We start from the raw sequence: 20,275 nt of genomic DNA, 5'->3' as shown, positions 1-20,275 counted from the left end.
GCATCGTGGGCGTGTCCTGGGGCATTGCCTTGTCATGGTGAAAGCACGGTATCGGGGAAGCGGTAAGCGTTCCCATACTGCCGCAGTCTGTGGCAGTCTTCACGTCGACTTTAACCCGTTCGTGAAATCTGCAACCAGCGGAAGAAACCCCCTGCGGGGGGTCCTTACAATGATTTCGATGGCGCGCCCCGAAGATTCGACCCCGAGCAAGACAGCCGGTTTATCGCACCGGCTGCCCTGGTATGCAGGGTGGTTCGGCGTGGCCGTCTGCGGTGTGCTCGTTCTCGCTTATCTCGACAGTGCAGCCTGGGCATTTTCCGTGTGGGTGTTTGCCTGGGTCTGCACCGGCTGGCTGGGCCTGCAACAGGGGCCGTGGCAGGTGGGTCCGAAATACCCCCGGGGCGTTTACGGGGTCCCCGCCGCGCCTCAGGAAGTCCTCGGTGACCGTTGGCGTGAATGGCTGACCGGCTGGTATTGGCAAACCAACGAAGCCCATCAGTTGCTCGCGCTCAAATCTCCGGCCCGTGGCGCCGACGGCACAGATTGGAATGCGCTGTCCGAATTACTCGGCCGGCGCGACGATTGGTGGAAATGCTGGGGCGATGAGCGGGTGTGGCAGCACCCCGAGTTGGCGCGGATGCGACATTGCATGACCCACGGTGATGCGTGGCCAGGTGCGTTGACGGTGCCCGTGCCGCCGGGCTTGTGCATGTTGGGGCAGGCCCACCGGGCGGAGTTCTGCCGGATTCAGGGGGCGCCGCGCTACGGCGCCGATGGTCAATTGCTGGGTTTCCACGGCGTGATCGAGCTCGTGCTGCCGCAGCAGACGGGCAGCGCCCCCGCCGCCACACCGCAGGCGATGTCGGAGGGCGAGCAGGAAGCTTTGCGCTATGCGCTGTCCCACGATCTGCGGGCGCCGTTGCGCGTGGTGGAAGGGTTCACGCGCATCGTCAAGGAAGACTACGGGCGCTTTCTGGATCGCGTCGGGCATGACCATCTGGAACGCGTGCTGGCCGCCTCGGCGCGCATGAACGGGATGATCGACGCGATTCTGGGGCAGGCCCAACTGGCGGGCACCGAGGTCACGCGTGAGGAGATCGACCTCAGCACGATGGCCCGGGAGGTCGGCAGCGAACTGGCCCTGCTGGTGCCGTCCAGGTCTCCGGTGAGCCTCAGCGTGACCGATGGGCTGCGCGTCATGGCGGATCCGGCCCTGATGCGCCGCGTGATGGAGAACCTGATCGGTAACGCGCTGAAGTACAGCGCCAAGGTCGAGGCGCCGCGCGTGGAAGTGGGCATGATGCCGGCGACCGACCCCCCGGTGTATTACGTGCGCGACAACGGTGCAGGCTTCGACATGCAGCACGCGGACAAGCTCTTCGGGCTGTTTCAGCGCCTGCACAGCGCCAAGGACTTTCCTGGCACGGGGGTGGGCCTGGCGGGCGTTCAGAACATCGTGCGCCGCCATGGCGGCCGCGTGTGGGCCGAGGCGCGGCCAGGGGCGGGCGCCTGCTTCTACTTCACGTTGAGCGAAGCGGCGCTGGCGCGTCAGGGCGTGCGCGAACTGGCCTGACCGGGCGAGACAGCGGCGTGTGCAGCAGCCTAGAGCGAGCCCAGCCCCGCCAGCACTTCCTGGGCATTGAGCAAGCGCTCGCACACCGACGCCAGTGGCCGGTCTTCCGTGCGCGCTTGCTGCGCCAGGCGTTCAAGCGCCTGCCTGCGCGAGAGCGAGTGACGGTGCATCACGATGCCGATGGCCAGTGGCACCGGGTCATGCAGCGGATCGGAGGATGACGCAGGCGTGCTGACGGGCGAAGTCTGCTCGCCCGGCGTGCCGCGCGTCTGGCCTCGGTTGGCAAAGGCGGCTTCGACGGCCGGCACGATCTGCTGGATGTCGAGCGGCTTGACGAGGTAGGTGAGGGCGCCCAGTTCCTTGACCTGCTTGATGGTGCCTTCGTCGGCAAAAGCAGACAGGAACATGAACGGGATCTGGCAGTACTCGCGCAGGTAGGCCGCGACGTCGAAGCCAGTCTTGCCTTCCATGCGAATGTCGAGCAGCGCCAGTTCGGGTTTGTGTTCGCGCGCGAGCAGGATGGCGTCGTCGCCATTGTCGGCGTCGATGACGTCGTAGCCCGCCTGCGACAGGCCGTGCGTCAGGGTGGCCAGCACCAGCCGGTCGTCATCCACCACCAGGATTTTTCCTTTGTGATTCACTCAAGTCCTCTGCGGGCTGCCCGTCGATCGCGCAAAGTCATGATTGTGGCCAAAGCGTGATCTGCTGACCAGTGCCTTCGGCGCACACCGGTGGGGGGGGCGCGATGAGGTGAATGCCCGGCGGATTCAGTTCGATGCGGGTGCGCACCATCTCGCCGTGCTGCGCGAGTGTGAGCCGGGCGCTGCGGCGCGGCAGCAGCGCACGCACCAGCCCGAGGCCGGACACCCCGCCACGGACCCGGTCGAGGCTGAACTCGGGCGGCAATTGCCCCGGGTTCAGGATGTCGATGCACACCGCCTGCTCGGTGGACACCAGCATGCACTGAAGCGGCGTGGGGCCTGGCCCATGCTTGTGCGCGTTGGTGAGCAACTCGTTGAGGCTGAGCGCGATCGGGATCGACTCGGCCTCGGGCAGCAGCCAGTCACATGCGCGTGGCCCCTCCATCTGAAGGCTGATGGGGCGTCCGAACGTGCGCTGAACCGACTGGGCGATGGCCTCGATGACGCTGTGCAGGCGCAGCGGGCCGCCGGTGCCGACCTGCAGCCCATAGACCTGTGCAATGGCCTGCACCTGCCCGACCACCTCGGAGATCGCGGGGGCGACCTCGGGCTTGCGGGCGGCGATCTGCTGCAGCAGGCCGGCCACACCTTGCAGGTTGTTCTTGATACGGTGGTGCACTTCACGCACCAGCATCTCGCGCTGCGCGATGGCGGCATCCAGGCGGGCCTTCTCGGCTGCGCGCTGCTCGGTGATGTCCGAGGCGACCACAAGCAACTGGTCGGTGGCTTCGCCCTCGTGACGCAGCGGCAGGTAGTTGACATCCCACACCTGCGGGCCACTGCGGGCCTGCAGCAGGTATTCGCGGTGAATTGCTTCGCCGGTATCGAGTGCGGCCTGCATGTCGGCCCGCAACGCGCGCGCCCGGTCGGGGTCGTACACCTCCTCGGGCGTGCGGCCAAGTGCGCAGCCGGTCTCCAAAGCCATGTAGGCCGCAGCGGCCTGGTTGGCCTGCACCAGCGTCAGCTGTTCGGCGTCGACCACCTGGATGGCCATGGGCGCCATCTCGATGATGCGCTGCAGAGTGGCCTGGGCCTCGGCGGACTGCGCTTCCGCCTCGCGGCGGCGGTCGATGTCGAGCAGGGCGTATGTGGTCTGCCGGCGGTTTTGCTGGCCGTAGGTCACGACGGCGTTGCCCACCACCCAGAACACACGTCCGTCGCGGCCGACCACCTGGCATTCGAAGGTGTGAGACTGGCCGTCCTGCAGCTCGTCGAGGTAGTCGGTCAGCCGGAACGGGTGGTCGAGGTCGGGCGTGGCCACCGTGCTCAGTGGCTGGCCGATGAAGTCGGCCAGGTCGCCGCCGAACATGCGGCGCGCAGAGCGGTTCATCCACGCGATGCCGTTGCGCTCGATGGTGACGATGCCGACGAACACCGAGTCGAGGATGGCACGGGTGCGGTCGGCCTGCAGCGTCAGATCCTGCTCTGCACGGTGTCGGGCATCGACGTTGACGAAGGAGGCGATGAAGCCCTCCTCGGCACGCTGGGCATGCACCAGGCGCAAGGCCATCTCCGTCCACAGCGTGGTGCCGTTGGCGCGGCGCAGCGCGCGTTCGCCATGCCAGTGCCCCTGTCGGCGCAACTGGCTCATCACCTCCGGGTCACGGGCCTGGTCGGTGTCGTTCGCATACAGGCTGATCAACGGTCGGCCGGCCAGTGTGGCCGCGTCTGCCTCGATCAGGTGCGAGAGGGCAGGGTTGGCGCTCTGGATGAGCCCGTCGCGGACGAACGCGATGCCGACCCCCGACAGTGAGAACATCAGGTCCCGATCGCGGCCCAGTGCCTCGAGTTGCGCCTGCTGGGTGCGCAGCCGGGTCACGTCCGACAGGACTGCGATCACCTCCAGCGGCTGAACAGACTGCCCCAGCCTCCGGATCGACAGCGTGTAGCAGCGCGGCGTGAGGCCGGGGACGCTGATCTCCAGCTCGTTTTCGAACTGGCCGTCATTCATCAACTCAGCAGTGGCGCGGGCCACCACGTGGTTGATGCGGGGATCGCTTTCGAGCAGGGTGTCGAGGCTCTGGCCCGTCATGGTGCCCGGCTGGATGCCGAGCATGCGCTCGAACCGGCGGTTGCAGCGCACCAGGGTGTTGTCGCGCAGATAGGCGATGCCGGCGGGAGAGCTTTCGAGGATGGTTGCCAGCTCGTACAGCAACTGGCCTTGCTGCGCAGTGAGCCCGCTGGCCTGGGCGGGAAGGGGGCGCGTGAGCGCGGCCTCCCGGATGGCGCAGAGGAAGCGCCGGCCCTGCGGGCTATCGGTCGCCCACACCTGGCTGTGAAGCGCGATGGTCGGTTGGCCGGCGCGAGGCACCGTGACCTGGGCCTGCATCGGGGTGTCGCCTGCCGCCAGCGCCATCAGGGTCAAGGGGGCGTCCCAGCCGCACAGTCGCTGCACGGCAGCGTGAGCCTGCTGCAGGTCGCTGCCCGCCGTCGGGGGCGCGTCCAGCAGCGCCGCGAGCGCCGCGTTGGCCCGTTGCACCCGGCCTTGTTCGTCGAACTCGATCAGGGCCAGCGGCACCAGATCGAACCAGGCGTCATCGACCGCGGGTGGGCTGTTGGGCAGCATGGGCGGCAAAGGTCAGGCTTTGGGCTGCACGGTGACACCGGGCAGCTTGCTGGAGTAGTCCTTGGGCAGCTTGGACATCAGGGCCGCAGCCTGGCGTGCCATGGCCTTGTACAGCCCAGCCAGTTCCCCATCGCGTTCGGCCACCAGCGTCGGCTGGCCGCTGTCGGCCTGCTGTCGGATCTTGAGGTTCAGCGGCATCGAGCCGAGCAAGGGCACATTGAACTCGGCCGCCATGCGCTTGCCGCCGTCCTCGCCAAAGATGTGCTCCTGGTGGCCGCAGTTCGGGCAGCAGAACACGGCCATGTTCTCGACCACGCCGAGCACGGGCACGCTGACCTTCTCGAACATCTGCAGGCCCTTCTTCGCGTCCAGCAAGGCAATGTCCTGCGGCGTGGTCACGATGACGGCGGCCGTCAGCGGCGAGCGCTGGCAGATGCTCAGGTGGATGTCGCCGGTGCCGGGTGGCAGGTCGACCACAAGGTAGTCGAGCGGCTCGTCCGCGTGACCCCAGTTGGTGAGGCGCAGCAGCTGGTCGAAGGCCTGGCTGGCCATCGGGCCGCGCCAAATGGTGGCGGACTGGTTCTCGACCAGCAGCCCCATCGACATCATCTGCAGCCCATGGTTGGTCGGTGGGTTGATGGTCTTGCCATCCGGGCTCTCGGGCTTGCCGCTCAGGCCCAGCATCATGGGCTGGCTGGGGCCGTAGATGTCGGCGTCCAGCATGCCGACGCGGGCACCTTCTGCAGCCAGCGACAGCGCCAGATTGACGGCGGTGGTGCTCTTGCCGACGCCGCCCTTGCCGGAGGCCACGGCCAGGATGTTCTTCACGCCGGGCAGCAAGGTCTGGCCGCGCGTGGCGGCGTGGGTGCGGATGTCGGTGCGCCAGCTCACGTCCACGCCGGTGATGCCGGGGACGCCCTTCAGGGCGGCGTCCACCAGGGCCGTGTAGGCCGGCCACTGCGAACGCGCCGGGTAGCCCAGCGAGATCGCCACGCGGGCCACACCCCGGTCGACGGTGAGCGACTGGAGGTGGCGGGTGCTCACCCAGTCCTGGCCGGTCAGCGGGTCGGTGACGGTGCGCAGGGCGTCAAGGGCGGCGGTCTCGAGGGGCGTGGGGGCGTTCATGGTGGACTGCATGCAATTCTTTCCGGCTGGTCAGTCTAGCGCGGCCTAAAATCGCGAACTCCCTCCAGATTGAACGCAGGGTCTTGTGTCCGTCGCATCGACGCGTCGGCCGGGGCCCGGATGCCGCCTGCCACGCACCATGCCACGCCAGCTCTTCGTCACCACCGCGCTGCCCTACGCCAACGGCCACTTCCACATCGGCCACATCATGGAGTACATCCAGGCCGACATCTGGGTGCGGTTCCAGCGCATGCAGGGCCACCAGGTACACTTCGTGGGGGCCGACGACGCCCACGGCGCGCCCATCATGATCGCGGCACAGAAGGTCGGCAAGACCCCGCAGCAGTTCGTGGCCGACATTGCCGCCGGCCGCAAGCCGTATCTGGACGGCTTCCACATCAGCTTCGACCACTGGTCGTCGACGGACAGCCCGGAGAACCACGAGCTGGCGCAGAGCATCTACCTGGCCCTGAAGGACCAGGGCCTGATCGACGTGCGCCCTGTTCAGCAGTTCTTCGACCCCGAAAAGGGCATGTTCCTGGCCGACCGATTCATCAAGGGCGAGTGCCCGAAGTGCGCGGCCAAGGACCAGTACGGTGATTCGTGCGAGGTGTGCGGCGCCGTGTACGCGCCCACCGAGCTGAAGAACCCGTACTCGGCCCTGTCGGGCGCCACGCCGGTGCTCAAGACCTCGGACCACTACTTCTTCAAGCTGTCCGACCCGCGCTGCCTGAACTTCCTGCAGGAGTGGACGCAGGACGGCAAGCTGCAGCCGGCCGTCAGCAAGAAGATCAAGGAGTGGTTCACCAAGGACGAGAACGGCGAGGGTGGCCTGGGCGACTGGGACATCAGCCGCGACGCGCCTTACTTCGGCATCGAAATCCCCGGCGCACCCGGCAAGTACTTCTATGTGTGGCTGGACGCGCCGATCGGCTACCTGGCTTCGCTCAAGAGCTATTTCGCAGCCGGCGGCCCGAAGGCCAAGTACGGTGAGGCCCGCTCGTTCGACGAGTTCATGGCCGACCCGGCCGTGGAGCAGGTGCACTTCATCGGCAAGGACATCACCTACTTCCACACCCTGTTCTGGCCCGCGATGCTGCAGTTCAGTGGCCGCAAGCTGCCGAACCAGGTGAACGTGCACGGGTTCATGACCGTGAACAACGGCGAGAAGATGTCCAAGAGCCGTGGCACCGGCCTCGACCCGCTCAAGTACCTGAGCATCGGCATGAATCCCGAATGGCTGCGCTACTACATCGCCGCCAAGCTCAATGCGAACGTCGAAGACATCGACTTCAACAAGGACGACTTCATGGCCCGGGTCAACTCCGACCTGATCGGCAAGTTCGTCAACATCGCCAGCCGGGCTGCAGGCTTCATCGCCAAGCGCTTTGAAGGCGAGCTGACCGCGTCGCTGGGCGACGATGGCAAGCAGCTGCTGGCCACGCTGCAGGCCGGTCGCGCCAGCATCGTCGAGCAGTACGAAGCCCGCGAGCTGGGCAAGGTGCTGCGCGAGATCATGCTGCTGGCCGACCGCGTGAACGAGTACGTCGACGCCAACAAGCCCTGGGAGCTGGCCAAGCAGGAAGGCATGGACGCCCGCCTGCAGGAAGTCTGCACCGTGTGCATCGAGGCCTTCCGCCTGCTGAGCATCTACCTGAAGCCCGTGCTGCCGGCCGTGGCGGCCAACGTCGAAGCCTTCCTGAAGGTGGCGCCGCTGACGTTTGCCAGCGCCGAACAGCTGCTGGGTACGCACACCATCGGCGCCTACCAGCACCTGATGCAGCGCGTGGACGTGAAGATGCTCGACGCCCTGTTCGAGCCGCCGCCGGCGCCGGTGGTCGAGTTGCCCAAGCCCGGTGGCGAAGACATTGCCCCCACCATCACCATCGACGACTTCGTGAAGGTGGACCTGCGCATTGCGAAGATCGTGAACGCCGAGCACGTGGAAGGCAGCACCAAGCTGCTGCGCCTGACGCTGGACGTGGGCGAGGGCCGCCACCGCAACGTGTTCAGCGGCATCAAGGAGGCCTACCAGCCCGAGCAGCTGATCGGCAAGCTGACCGTGCTGGTGGCCAACCTGGCGCCGCGCAAGATGAAGTTCGGTGTGAGCGAAGGCATGGTGCTGGCCGCGTCGCACGCCGATGAAAAGGCCAACCCGGGCGTGTATGTGCTCGAACCCTTCCCGGGCGCGGAGCCCGGCATGCGAATTCGCTGAGCCCGCGCGCTGACGGAGGAAGAACGGCCCGGTGTTCCCTGGCCGTTTTTCATGGTCGTGGTGCGTCAGGCGATCATGCGACCGGCTGCAGCAGGCGGGCCAGCAGGTCGAGCTGCAGCAGGGTGGTGTCGGTGGACCTCGCCAGCGTCACCGCCTCATTGCCGGACGCCAGTTGCCGCGGTGCCGGCCGCAGCGCGCGGTAGAGCGCCGTCACTTCGCCGGTCAGGTCGTCGGGCAACGCGAGCCATTGCAGGCGGCGCAAGCCCACCGCCGCGGCGCGCACCCAGGCGCGCACGTCCGATGTTTCGCCCACAGCCACTTCGCTGAGGTTCAGGCCGACCTGTTCCAGTGCGGCGTTCAGCGCGGCCACCCGACGTGCGTCCGGCGTGGCGGGTGTGCCCGGGCGGGGGGAGGGTGTCCGTCGGCGCACGGGCGGCACCGGGCTCGGCGTGCCGCACGCGGCCTCACGGGCCAGCTGGTCGCCGCGGTGGGCCTTGGTCTGGGCATCGAGCCACAGGCCGTGCGCGGTCACCCAGTCCCGGGCGGCCGCGAGCACGGCGGCGGGCGCGCCGTCCACCAGTTCGATCTCCAGTTCGCACACCGGCCGCCGCAGCGTGCCGGCCTCGATCCAGCCCTCGTCCAGGGCCAGCTCGACCGTGCCCAGCGTCTGCCCAGCGGCCGTGACCGGCACGCGGGCGCGACGCCGGCGGATGTCGGTGCGGTACAGCGCCTGCAGCCCGGTCTGCGCGCCCTGCGGGTCGGTGTCCGGGTTCCAGGCCAGATCGCGCATCAGTGCGGCGCGGGCTTCGCCCTCGTGCAGCGCGAGGTCAGGCCAGGGCGCCTGCCCGTCGGCCGCGGGGGGCACCGTCCGGTTGTCTTCCAGCCGGGTCAGGGCGTTGACGCCAGCCGCCTTGAGGGTCTGCACCCGCTCGTCGTCTTCGCGTCGCACGCGCAACGCCGCCCGGGCGCGCGCCAGTTTGCGGTCCGGCGTGTCGAAGTAGGCGGCCTGCAGCACCTGCGGCGGCGCCTCGCCGCCGGGAAGGGCGGCCACGGCGGCCCGCACGGCGTCCAGCGCGTCGGCCGGGATCTGGAATTTCAGCTCGATTTCCTGCATGGACGAATTGTGTCGTTCCGGGGCACACCAGAGCCATGCGGGCCGATAAAATGTCAGGTTGCTCCACGTTCATTTCACTGGAACCGTCCATGCCGCTTTTCTGGAAACCCTACAAGTCCGACGCGACGCAGTTCATCGACAGCCTCAAGCAGCGTGACCCCCAGCTGGAAGCCCGTCAGCGCGAAGGCCGTGGCCTGCTGTGGGACAAGGCCATCGACCGCGAGGCCCAGCAGGACTGGCGCGAGGCCCGTGTGCCCCAGAAGCCCTACGTCTACCAGACCAAGGCCTGAGCCCGGCTGGCTCACCTGACCGTTTTCGCCGCACGGTGAACCCGGACACCATGGCTGCCGACGCGGACGGCGGCCTGCCCGCGCCCCCGCTGGACGAACAGGGGCTGCCCGAGGTCGTGGACCACGTGGCGGTGGCGCGCCTGTATGGCGAGCCGCTGTTCTCGCTGCCGACCGACCTCTACATCCCGCCGGATGCGCTCGAGGTCTTTCTGGAGGCCTTTCAGGGCCCGCTGGATCTGTTGCTGTACCTGATCCGCAAGCAGAACTTCAACATCCTCGACATCCCGCTGGCCGACCTGACGCGCCAGTACCTGGCCTACGTCGACCAGATCCGCAAGCGCAACCTCGAACTCGCCTCCGAGTACCTGCTCATGGCGGCCATGCTCATCGAGATCAAGTCGCGCATGCTGCTGCCGCCCAAGCCCTCCGAGGATGGGCAGGAACCGGAAGACCCGCGCGCCGAGCTGGTGCGCCGCCTCATCGAGTACGAGCAGATGAAGCTGGCCGCGGCCGGCCTCTATCAGTTGCCGCTGCTGGGCCGCGATTTCATGCGGGTGCAGGTGCACTCCGACCCCTCGCTGGTGGTGCGCCACCCCGAGGTGACGCTGGCCGACCTGCGCGAGGCCTGGATGGACATCCTCAAGCGCGCGCGGCTGCACACGCACCACACCATCACCCGCGAAGAGCTGTCGGTGCGCGAGCACATGGGCATCGTGCTGCGCACGCTGCAGGGCCAGCGCTTCGTCGAGTTCGCCGACCTGTTCGACGTGACGCGTGGCCCGCAGGTGCTGGTGGTGACCTTCATCGCCCTGCTCGAGCTGGGCAAGGAAGGCCTGCTCGACATCACCCAGGCCGAGGCGTTCGCGCCCATCTACGTGCGCCTGGCCTACCGCCCCGCCTGAACGGCGCACGACCGCGCCCGAGCGTGAGCCGGGGCCGCGCGCAGGGTCTGACGCCTTGCCGCCCCGTCGCCTCCGGCCCTGGCCTAGAATCGCGCCACTTCCGGCGGAGCCCGGGCCCCGGACACCCTGGACGGCGGCCACAGGCCCCCTCAGCTGAGGACAGACCATGAGCAGCACAGCCGCGCCCACGCGCAAACCCGTGACCCTGCACCGCCTGCGCGAGATGCACGCACAGGGCGAGAAGATCACCATGCTGACCGCCTACGACGCGACCTTTGCGCGCCTCGTGGACGCCGCCGGCGTGGACAGCATCCTGGTGGGCGACTCGCTCGGCATGACCGTGCAGGGCCACACCAGCACCGTGCCGGTGTCGCTCGACGACATGGTCTACCACACCCGCTGCGTGGCCCGCGGCAACCGTGCTGCCTGGGTCTTGGGCGACCTGCCGTTCGGCAGCTACCAGGAAGGACGTGAGCAGGCCTTGCGCAGCAGCGTGGCGCTGATGCAGGCCGGCGCGCACATGGTCAAACTGGAGGGCGGCGGCTGGACTGCCGAAACCGTGCACTTCCTGACCGAGCGCGGCGTGCCCGTGTGCGCCCACCTGGGGCTGACGCCGCAGAGCGTGCACGCGCTGGGCGGCTACCGCATCCAGGGGCGCGACGAAGCCGGCGCCACCACGCTGCGCCGCCATGCGCGCGAGCTGGCCGATGCCGGTGCGGCCATGATGGTGCTGGAGCTGATGCCCTCGCAGGTGGCGCGCGACGTCCAGGCAGACAACCCGGGCGTCATGACGATCGGCATTGGCGCGGGGCAGGGCACGGCCGGCCAGGTGCTGGTGCTGCACGACATGCTCAACCTCACGCGTGGCAAGCTGCCCCGTTTCGTGCGCGATTTCACCGCCGAGGGCGGCTCGGCCGAAGAGGCCGTCCGCCGCTACGTCGCCGCCGTCAAGAGCGGCAGCTTCCCCGACGAATCCCTGCACGGCTACTGAGCACACCATGAAGGTCATTCACACCATCGCCGAGCTGCGTGCCACGCTGTCGGCTGCCCCTGCTGCCCCCATCTTCGTGCCCACCATGGGCAACCTGCATGATGGTCACCTCGACCTGATCCGCCGCGCCCGCGAGCTGGCCGGCACCAGTGGCAGCCCAGTGGTGGCCAGCATCTTTGTCAACCGGTTGCAGTTCGGCCCCAACGAAGATTTCGACACCTACCCGCGCACGCTGCAGCGCGATGCCGAGCTGCTGACGGCGGCCGGTTGCGACATCCTGTTTGCACCGTCGGAGGCCGAGCTCTACCCCGAGCCGCAGGGCTACAAGGTGGTGCCGCCCAGCGAGTTGGCCGACATCCTCGAGGGGGCCTTCCGCCCGGGGTTCTTCACCGGCGTCTGCACCGTGGTGCACAAGCTGTTCAACCTCGTGCAGCCGCGTGCCGCGGTGTTTGGCAAGAAGGATTACCAGCAGCTCATGGTGATCCGCAACATGGTGCGGCAGATGGGCCTGCGCATCGAGGTTGTCGGCGGCGAGACCTTGCGGGCCGGTGACGGCCTGGCCCTGTCGTCGCGGAACGGCTACCTCAGCGAAGCCGAGCGGGCCGAGGCGGTCCAGCTCAGCGCCGCCTTGCTCGCCGTGCGCGTGCAGATCACGCAGGCGCGCGAAGCCGGTCAGCTGGATGGTGGCGCAGTGCTGGCGCTGGAAGAAGCGACCATGGCAGGCCTGCGCGGGCGTGGCTGGGCGCCCGACTACGTGCTGGTGCGCCGCCAGCGTGACCTCTTGCCGGCCGCCGATGCCGAGCTGGCTGCGGGCGAACCTCTGGTGTGCCTGGCCGCCGCGAAGCTGGGCAAGACGCGCCTGATCGACAACCTGGAACTCTGAGCGCCGCTCAGGGGGCCGCGGCCGAGTCTTTCAGGCGGAGCAGGAAGTCGACGGCTTCCTGCTGAACGCGGCTGCGCCGCATCGGTGGCAGGCTCTGCCAGATGCGGCGGCCGTAGGGTTTGTCGATCAGCCGCGTGTCGCAGATCATCAGCACGCCGTGGTCGCGCTCGCTGCGGATCAGCCGGCCCGCGCCCTGCTTGAGCGAGATGATGGCCTGCGGCACCTGATGCGACATGAAAGGGTTGCCGCCCTGTTGCTGCAGCAGTTCCAGCCGCTTGGCGAGCACCGGGTCATCGGGAGGCGCGAACGGCAGCTTGTCGATGATCACCAGCGTCAGGGCATCGCCCTTGACGTCGATGCCTTCCCAGAAGCTGTGGCTGCCGACGAGCACGGCGTTGCCCGCCTTGCGGAAGTCGTCCAGCAGGGTGGGGCGGGGCGCGTCGCCCTGCTGCAGCACCGGATACGGGTCGCCTGCGTCGGCCAGCAACTGGCGCAGCCGCTCGGTGGCGCGTGCCACCGCCCGCAGGCTCGTGCACAGCAGGAAGGCGCGGCCTTCATTGGCCCGGATCAGCGGGAGCGCCGCGTCGACCACGGCGTCGGTGTGGCCCGGGTCGCTGGGCTGCGGCAGGCCATGCGGCACGTACAGCATCGCCTGGTTGGGGTAGTCGTATGGGCTGGACCAGGCCTGGCAGTGCGCGTCTTCCAGTCCAAGTGCTTCGGTGAAGTGATGGAAGTCGTTGCGCACGGCCAGCGTGGCTGATGTGAACACCCAGGCCTTGCGCGGCACGGTGGCCGCAGCGCGTTCGGTGCTCGTGGGTGGCGCCGCCTCAACGGCCTCGCTGCCGGCCATCAGGGCTTGCAAGTCACCCAGTTCATCGAGGTCATCCAGTTTGTCGTCCGCCTTGTCGAAAAGCGCCTCCAGTGCCGCCGCGTGGTCCGGGTCGTCGGGCAGCGCGTCGGCGTGGTCTGCGGTCTCGTCATCGTCGTGGTCGTCGGCGTCCAGGCCCAGGCGCTGCCGGCGGAACACATCCGCCACCGAGATGGGCGTGCGGTGCAGCTGCACGCCATGCGTGCCCACGTCCACCCAGCACAGCACTGGCTCGGCGGGGTTGTCGGGCCCGCCCCAGGCACACAGGCGTTGCAGCAGCTCGTCGGCGCGGCGGTGCAGCTGGGCCAGATCGGGGCTGCGGTCAGCGGCACTGTCCAGCACCTCGCGCACCTCGCGCAGGGCGCCCCGCACTTCTTCGACCGCGGGAAACAGCAGGTGCGACTCACCCAGCTGGGCCTGCGACATGCGCTGCGTCTGGGGACCGAAGCACAGCCGGAGATCGCGCGTGCTGCGGTCCAGCGGGGCCAGCACGTCGTTCCAGTTGGCCGCGTCGCGGGCCTGAGCCTGCCCGGTGGCCAGCGTGTCGCGCAGCAGATCCAGCAGCTGCGCGGTGGACACCGACTGCCCGAAGAACAGCGTGGCGGTGTCGGGCAGCTGGTGCGCTTCGTCGAACACGATGGTCTGCGCGTTGGGCAGCAGCTCGGGCACCCCTTCCTCGCGCAGCATCAGGTCGGCAAAGAAGAGGTGGTGGTTGACGACGACGACATCGGCGTCCTGCGCCTCCCGGCGCGCCTTGACCACGAAGCATTCGGCGTGGTGCTTGCAGTCGCTGCCCAGACAGGTTTCGCGCGTGGACGTGACCCGCGCCCAGATGGTGGCGTGCTCGGGCACCTGGGTGCACTCGGCCTTGTCGCCCGTGGGCGTCAGGTGGATGAAGCGGTTGACGATGCCGAGGTCGCGCACTTCCTGGCGGCTCGACAGCAGCGTGGCGTCCTGGTTGGCGCGGTCGAGGTGATGCCAGCACAGGTAGTTGCTGCGCCCCTTGAGCAGCGCGACCTTGATGGGCACGGCGAGGGCGTCGCGCACGGCGGGCAGATCGCGATAGTAGAGCTGGTCCTGCAGCGCCTTGGTGCCGGTCGAGACGATCACCTTGCCGCCTTCCAGCAGCGAGGGCACGAGGTAGGCCGCTGTCTTGCCGACCCCGGTGCCCGCTTCGAGCACCACGGTGCGGGCCTCGCGGATCGCCTGCTGGATGGCTTGCGCCATCTCGATCTGCTCCTGGCGCTTGCAGTAGCCGTCAAAGGCGCGGGCCAGGGGGCCGGATTCGGAGAACAGCGTGGGCAGGTCCATGGGGCAGGCGGTCAGGTCAAGCGCTATTGTCCCCCTGGAATGAAGTCCCTGCCGCTCACACTGATGGGGTGGCCTGATGCCTGGGGGGCTGCCCCTCAAGGGGTGGTGCGCACCACGCTGGCCTGCAGCGCGCTTCGCAGCGTGTCGAGGCAGTCCCGGCGGTGGGCAGCTTCGATGGCATCCCCGCCGCGCGTGGCTGCCAATCGGGATGCCAGCCGCTGCGCCTCATCGCGCACCACAGCCCGTACGTCGGCGCGCCGGTTGCCCCGCACCACTGCCTGGGCCAGGCGGTTCACGTGCTCGCGCTGCAGGTTGCGGCGCTGTGCCGCATCCACAGGATGGCGGGGCGGCGCCCACACTGCGTCGCGCAGCCGTTGGTGCAGTTCGGCGACGGTGAGCGGGCGGCGCTCCTGATCGCGCATCTTGTCGGCGTTGTCGAGCAGCCGCTCGGCGAGGGATTCGGCCATGAGCCCGTCGAGCAACTGGCGCTGGCGTGTCAGCTCTTGCTCGGCCACTGAAAAGTCGGTCAGCTGTGGCGTGAGTTCGCGCTGGTCCTGGCGGTCGAGGTAGTCGGGTGCCAGGCGCCGCAACAGCGCGGGAGGCAAATTCACGGCACCCGGTGCCAGCAGTTCATCGAGCAGCAGGGTCAGTGCGCTGCGTTGCTCGGCAGCGGGCAGCGGCACGAGCAGGTCACGCCCGCTGGCCGGGTCATCGCGTCGGGTGACCAGGCCGCCCACCTGGCGCAGCAGGATCTGGCTGGTGCGGCCCAACTCGCGCAGGCCATAGGCCACGGCACGGCGGGGCAGGGCGGCGTCGTCGCCGGGTTGCGGTGACCGACGCGCCTGCCGATCGAACAGGTCACGCACGATGGTCAGGCGCTGACGGGCGAACGCGATGGGGTCGCGGCCCAGGTCGAACGTGAGCGCCTGGGGGTCAAGGCCCAGCAGGTTGTCCTCGTCCGTGCCAAAGGCAAGGGCCTCGCGCCAGGCGGGCTCGGCGCTGCGCGCGGCGATGGCGCGCAATTCGGCCGCAGCCTGGGTCTGATCGGCGGGCAGCGGCTTGTAGCCGTATTCGATGGCCCAGAAGTCGTACGGCCCCAACGTGGTCTGGAACGGGGCGGGCCGCGGCTGCCCGGGCAGCGGCAGGTTGATGGGGGCATAGTCCATCACCGAGGCGCTGTTGCCTGCACGTGCGCCCAGCGTCGGATGGGCCAGTTCATCGGCGGTGCGCCACCGTGAGGCGCGGAAGTTGTGGCGCAGGCCGAGCGCGTGCCCCACCTCGTGCATGGTGGTGTCCTTCAGGTAGGCCAGCACGAAGGCTTCGACTTCAGGGCTGTCCGGGTCGAGCTCGCCGCGGGTGGCCAGAACGTCGAGCGCCAGGCCGAGTTGCTCGGCAGCGTGTTCGGCATGCTGGCATTGTTCGCCGTCGGGATGGCGGTGCTCGGTGTGGCTGCCGCTGTGCTGCAGCGCGGGCAGCCCGTTCAGGTACTGGCTGCGCGCGGTGCGGATCGCGCGAGACGACAGGCTCTCCAGCGCGATGTCTGCGTCAAGGATTTCACCAGAGCGAGGATCCACGTGGCTAGGGCCGATGGCGCCGAAGCTGGGCTCGTTGTTGGCCATCCAGCGGATCGAGGCGCGTCCGGTTTCCAGTGTGTCGAACGGCGTGTTGGCGGGTGGGGTGCGGACCTCGATGGCGTTGCGCAGCCCGATGGCCTCGAAGGCCTTGTTCCATTCCAGCACGCCTTCTGTCACGGCGGCTCGGTAGGCCTGCGGGATGCTGGGATCCAGCCAGAACACAACGGGTTGCACCGGCTCGGACAACGGGGCGGCAGGATCCTTCTTCTCGAGCCGCCAGCGGTTGATGTAGCGCTCGCGCGGTGTGCGGCGCAGGTCTTGCGTGAAGTCGACCACGCTGGAGCTGAAATAGCCCACGCGGGCATCGGCAGGTCGACGCGGCATCGGTTGCGCTGGCAGCGGGCTGAGCGTGTAGTGCACGTTCACGAACAGGCTGCGCGGGTCGGGCACCGTCACGGGCACGGTCGAGCCGGGCGTGCCCGGCGTGGTGCTGCCCGCGCTGATGCCTGCGGTGGCAAAGTGCTGGCTTACCTCGAAAACCGCGGCGTCGGCATCGCTGCGCGCCTGAAGCAGCACGGTGTGGCGCGGGTCAAGGGCATAGCCTTGCCGATACTGGCGCTGCAGGTGCTGGGCCAGGCCCAGCACGTCCCCCAGCATCAGCGCATTCAGGTCGACCAGCACGGCGCCGTTTTCGGCGTGCGGGGCGCTGGCCAGCGGTGCGCTGGCGAGCAGACTGGGTGAGTAGGCGGCGGCAACGGCCAGTGCCTGCGGCGTGCCTTGCTGCGCGGTGTAGGCGGCGTTCACGGCCAGCAACTGCACCTGTTGCTGCACCTTGCGGAACTCGACCCACTGAGGGCGGCCGACCTGGGCCGAGCGGCTGTGCATGAGCCCGCCGAACACGCCCGCTTCGCCGATGCCCCGCGAGACCTTGGGCGACAGAAAGAGCGGCTTGCCCAGCATCTCGGGTTTGAGCTCCAGCCAGACCTTGTCCTGCTTGCGCCAGACTGGCAGCAGCCCGTCCTGACGCTCCGCGCCTCTGCTCACCTGCTCGAAGGCCGGTGGTGAACCCGCGGGCTGCGCGGGCGAGCCCGTGCCGGTGGGTGGCGCGTTCACCGCTGGCATGGCACTCGGGGTGCCACGCCCCCCCACCGTGGTGCAGCCGGTGCTCAGGACGGCAGCCAGCGCAAGAGGCCAGAACAGGCCGCGCAGCGGCGGCTCACGGAAAACGGCAGACACTTCGACACGCATTCGGTGACCTTACCACCGCGGCACACCCGACGGACTTCGTTCCGCCGACGCAAAAAAACCGGCCGATGCAGATGCAGTCGGCCGGTGGTGGGGCTCAGGGCACCGCCAGGGCGGTGCACGCACTCACTGGGGTGCCGAGGGGAACCAGTCCCGGATGAAAGCCAGCTCGGGGATGTCGTGGACCAGCAGCGGGCCATAGGACACGATCACGAGGCCGACCGCCATCACCGCCAGCGGCAGGATCCAGCGCTCGTAGCGGCGGTAGAAGCCCAGATGGCGGACCTCCGAGTCGGCCTGGCCCACTTCTTCCTCGCCGATCACCTGGCGTGTCAGCAGCTGGTTGATGGCCACCGGGGGCAGCAGGTAGCCCAGCTCGAAGGCCACCAGCACCATCATCCAGAAGTGCATCGGATCGATGTTGTTGGCGTATGCGATGGGGGCCAGCGTGCCCGAGACGAGCACCACGGCGCCGAACGGGTCCATGATCATGCCGAGCACCACCTTGGTCACCACCAGGAAGGTCATCGCAGTCCAGTGGTTTTCGAACACCTTCGGGAAGTTGTCCATCACCTCGGAGCGTTCGATCACGCCGCCCATGGCCAGCGACAGGGTCATCAGGCTCAGCAGGGCGCCGATGTGGCCCACGGTCTCATTGGTCGCATAGCGGATCGAGCGTTCCACGCCTTCCTGGCGATGGCTGGCGTAGTCCGGCGTCAGAGCCGTCTTGCCCTTGTTCACCAGCTTGTCGAACACCAGAACGATCAGCAGGATGACCGGCATGATGGTCGGCGCCGTGATCTCGTTGAGCTTGGTGTCCAGTGCGTACTCGTAGATCGCAATGACGGCGACGGTCAGGGCGATGTAGGGCAGGGTGGGCACCATGTGGCGCAGCATCGCAGGGATCGCCACAGCGGGCGATTCGATGCTGGCCCGCTGGGTGCGCAGCATCTGCGAGGCGAGGAAGAACAGCGTCGACGTCAGCAGGAACACATAGAAGCCCCAGTGGTACAGCGCACTGGTGGTGACCTGCTTGTTGAGTGCGGCAATGAACACGACCAGCAGGCAGGGGCGCAGCACGACGCCCAGCGAGCCCGACATCGCGGTGGCCGCCAGCGCGAACTGACGCGAGCCACCCGAGGCACGCACTTCGTGGTAGATGATGCCGCCGGCGGCAATCACGAACACGCCCGATGCGCCCGTGTAGGCCGTGGCCACCGAGGCACCCAGCAGGATGATGTAGGTCAGCAGCTGCGGCGACAGGCTCCAGGGACGCAGGATGTCCATCAGCAGGTCGATGATGCGGCTCTGCTTGAGCAGCATGCCGGCCCAGATGAACAGCCCCAGGTTCATGAAGATGCTGGGCAACTCCATCAGCTGGTTGATGTAGATGGCGAGCCCGGCGTGGTGGTTCTTGATGAGGAAGTAGACGCCAGCGACGGTCGCCATCTGCGCATACAGCGGGATGGACAGGATCGCGGTGCCCCAGGTGCCCTCACCATGCGGCGACTTCACCGGCATGATCACGCGCTTGAGGTTGATCGCGAGCAGGATCACGAACAGCGCCATCCAGATGTAGTGCAGCAGCGGGTGCTCAACCGGCACACCGGAGTCCAGCAGGATCTGGTAGTAGCGGATGGCCGAGAACAGAAGCAGGCCGCTGGAGATGGTCTGCGCGACCGACTGCAGCAGGTAGTCCTTCGAATAGTGGCCCGGGCGGATGCCGATGTGGTGGAAGCCGAGCGTCGTACTGACCGCAGCAATCGCCACCATCAGCAGCAGGATCAGCGAACGGTTCTCGGTGCCGAAGTGGAACAGCATGAAGAAGCTGGTCTCGACCGTTCGGTACAGCTTCACCTGCGGTGTCTGGTGCGCGACCACGCGGTTGTAGAGGTCGTGCTTGGCCGCGCAGATGGCCTGCGACTGCTCCAGCGAGCGCCGCAGCACGGCCGGGTCGGTGGCGGGCTCGTCACCGAACAGATCATCGATGTCATCCCCGCTGCCCGCGGCCGGCTTGCTGCCCTGCCGCTGGATCTCGGCGTCGATGTCGAGCTTCGGATTGCATTCCGGGCGCGATGGCTCGGCGCGCAGCATGAAGTACTGAACCTGGGCTTTCGGGTCGCCGAACATCGACTCGCCGAACTTCAGCAACTGGCCGTGAACCATCTCGCCGGTGCCGATGATCAGGGTCAGCAACAGCAGGATGAAGACGGGGAGGCTCGACAGCCACTCGAGCGGTGAGCGGCCCAGAACTTTGCGGGAATCAGCGGGGGTCATGGTCATCGTGGGCCGCTCGGTGACCGAGCGTTCCTGCAGGCGGGGTGAGGGAGGGCGGGGCCCTGCGGTCAGCGCAGGGCCTTGGCGAGGCGGGCGAGGGGCCGTGCTTACTTCCAGTCTTCTTCAGACTTGGTCGTGCACTCCGGGTCGGCCGCGTTCACCTTGCAGCGGATCTTCTTGATGACCTTCAGGCCGCGCTTGTCGTACAGGCCCTTCTGCGCGATGTCGATGCGCGACTCGCGCAGCATCAGCGTGTACTTGTAGGCGTTCTCCGGCGAGAGCTCCATCCACGTGGCGGGCGGCACGCTGGCGTCAGCCTGGCGGATCAGCTGCAGCGCGCGGTCGAACTGGGTCATCCAGTAGTTGCGCGATGCCTGGCCAAAGCCTTCGGGGAACTTGGCGTGGTTGAGCACGACCTGGTAGGTCAGGATCATGATCGGGAAGCGCGCCATCGCGCCGTTCTTGCCGATGCCTTTGTAGAGCTCGAGCGGCTTGTATGCCATCGAGGGCGCAGCAATCATGTCGACCGTGCCGTTGTTGAACTTGGTCGAGAAGTTCGTGATGTCGGCCGACACCGGCTGCGCGCCGATGCGCTGGATCATCACAGATCGGAAGAGCACACGTCTGAACTCAAGTCACC

Annotated in this window: 13 protein-coding genes; 6 read left to right on the top strand and 7 right to left on the bottom strand. The window is 67.9% G+C overall.

The window, feature by feature from the left end; all coding sequences use genetic code 11:
* The first annotated feature begins 34 nt into the window (after positions 1-34).
* The gene (locus tag Q0Z44_RS06580; RefSeq protein WP_298011339.1) at positions 35-1,573 is read left to right on the top strand and encodes an ATP-binding protein; all 1,539 of its coding nucleotides are present in this window, start codon (positions 35-37) and stop codon (positions 1,571-1,573) included.
* Positions 1,574-1,602: 29 nt separating this feature from the next.
* On the opposite strand, the gene Q0Z44_RS06575 is transcribed toward Q0Z44_RS06580, so the two are convergent.
* From Q0Z44_RS06575 to apbC, 3 genes are read right to left on the bottom strand one after another with little or no spacing between them, the layout of a single operon-like run.
* Complete coding sequence (locus Q0Z44_RS06575) at positions 1,603-2,214, bottom strand: response regulator (protein WP_298011338.1); 612 nt, start codon at positions 2,212-2,214, stop codon at positions 1,603-1,605.
* A 37-nt stretch (positions 2,215-2,251) separates the two neighbouring features.
* Positions 2,252-4,840 carry a PAS domain S-box protein gene (locus Q0Z44_RS06570; RefSeq protein WP_298011337.1) on the bottom strand — a complete coding sequence of 863 codons (2,589 nt, stop codon included), beginning with the start codon at positions 4,838-4,840 and terminating at the stop codon, positions 2,252-2,254.
* Positions 4,841-4,852: 12 nt separating this feature from the next.
* On the bottom strand, positions 4,853-5,977 hold the full coding sequence (gene apbC, locus Q0Z44_RS06565; RefSeq protein ID WP_298011336.1) for an iron-sulfur cluster carrier protein ApbC: 1,125 nt from the start codon (positions 5,975-5,977) through the stop codon (positions 4,853-4,855).
* Positions 5,978-6,104: 127 nt separating this feature from the next.
* Here apbC and metG point away from each other — a divergent pair, with 127 nt between their 5' ends.
* On the top strand, positions 6,105-8,180 hold the full coding sequence (gene metG / locus Q0Z44_RS06560; protein ID WP_298011335.1) for a methionine--tRNA ligase: 2,076 nt from the start codon (positions 6,105-6,107) through the stop codon (positions 8,178-8,180).
* Between the two features lie 73 nt (positions 8,181-8,253).
* On the opposite strand, the gene Q0Z44_RS06555 is transcribed toward metG, so the two are convergent.
* Positions 8,254-9,294: a CYTH domain-containing protein gene (locus Q0Z44_RS06555; RefSeq protein WP_298011334.1), complete on the bottom strand. Its 1,041-nt coding sequence runs from the start codon at positions 9,292-9,294 to the stop codon at positions 8,254-8,256.
* A gap of 89 nt (positions 9,295-9,383) precedes the next feature.
* On the opposite strand from Q0Z44_RS06555, the gene Q0Z44_RS06550 reads away from it, so the two are divergent.
* The 4 genes from Q0Z44_RS06550 to panC all read left to right on the top strand — a co-directional run bounded on the left by Q0Z44_RS06550 (position 9,384) and on the right by panC (position 12,360).
* On the top strand, positions 9,384-9,584 hold the full coding sequence (locus Q0Z44_RS06550; protein ID WP_109036890.1) for a DUF3460 family protein: 201 nt from the start codon (positions 9,384-9,386) through the stop codon (positions 9,582-9,584).
* Positions 9,585-9,634: 50 nt separating this feature from the next.
* Positions 9,635-10,486, top strand: a complete 852-nt coding sequence (locus tag Q0Z44_RS06545) for a ScpA family protein (RefSeq protein WP_298011333.1) — start codon at positions 9,635-9,637, stop codon at positions 10,484-10,486.
* A 166-nt stretch (positions 10,487-10,652) separates the two neighbouring features.
* Positions 10,653-11,477 (top strand): 3-methyl-2-oxobutanoate hydroxymethyltransferase, encoded by an 825-nt coding sequence (panB, locus tag Q0Z44_RS06540; RefSeq protein WP_298011332.1) that lies wholly within the window; start codon positions 10,653-10,655, stop codon positions 11,475-11,477.
* A 7-nt stretch (positions 11,478-11,484) separates the two neighbouring features.
* A complete protein-coding gene (panC, locus tag Q0Z44_RS06535; RefSeq protein WP_298011331.1) occupies positions 11,485-12,360 on the top strand; it encodes a pantoate--beta-alanine ligase in 876 nt (291 codons plus the stop codon).
* 7 nt (positions 12,361-12,367) lie between these two features.
* On the opposite strand, the gene Q0Z44_RS06530 is transcribed toward panC, so the two are convergent.
* The 3 genes from Q0Z44_RS06530 to Q0Z44_RS06520 form a co-directional block, all read right to left on the bottom strand.
* On the bottom strand, positions 12,368-14,539 hold the full coding sequence (locus Q0Z44_RS06530; RefSeq protein ID WP_298011330.1) for an ATP-dependent DNA helicase: 2,172 nt from the start codon (positions 14,537-14,539) through the stop codon (positions 12,368-12,370).
* Positions 14,540-14,634: 95 nt separating this feature from the next.
* Complete coding sequence (locus Q0Z44_RS06525) at positions 14,635-17,349, bottom strand: zinc-dependent metalloprotease (RefSeq protein WP_298011329.1); 2,715 nt, start codon at positions 17,347-17,349, stop codon at positions 14,635-14,637.
* Between the two features lie 135 nt (positions 17,350-17,484).
* Positions 17,485-19,635, bottom strand: coding sequence for a TRAP transporter large permease subunit (locus Q0Z44_RS06520; RefSeq protein ID WP_298011328.1), 2,151 nt, complete (start codon positions 19,633-19,635; stop codon positions 17,485-17,487).
* Positions 19,636-20,275: the final 640 nt, after the last annotated feature.

The organism is uncultured Aquabacterium sp., from assembly GCF_947366995.1.
Classification (GTDB): Bacteria; Pseudomonadota; Gammaproteobacteria; order Burkholderiales; family Burkholderiaceae_C; genus Aquabacterium.
The sequence above is the reverse complement of the archived record's forward strand: the minus strand, read 5'-3'. Positions and strand labels throughout refer to the sequence as shown.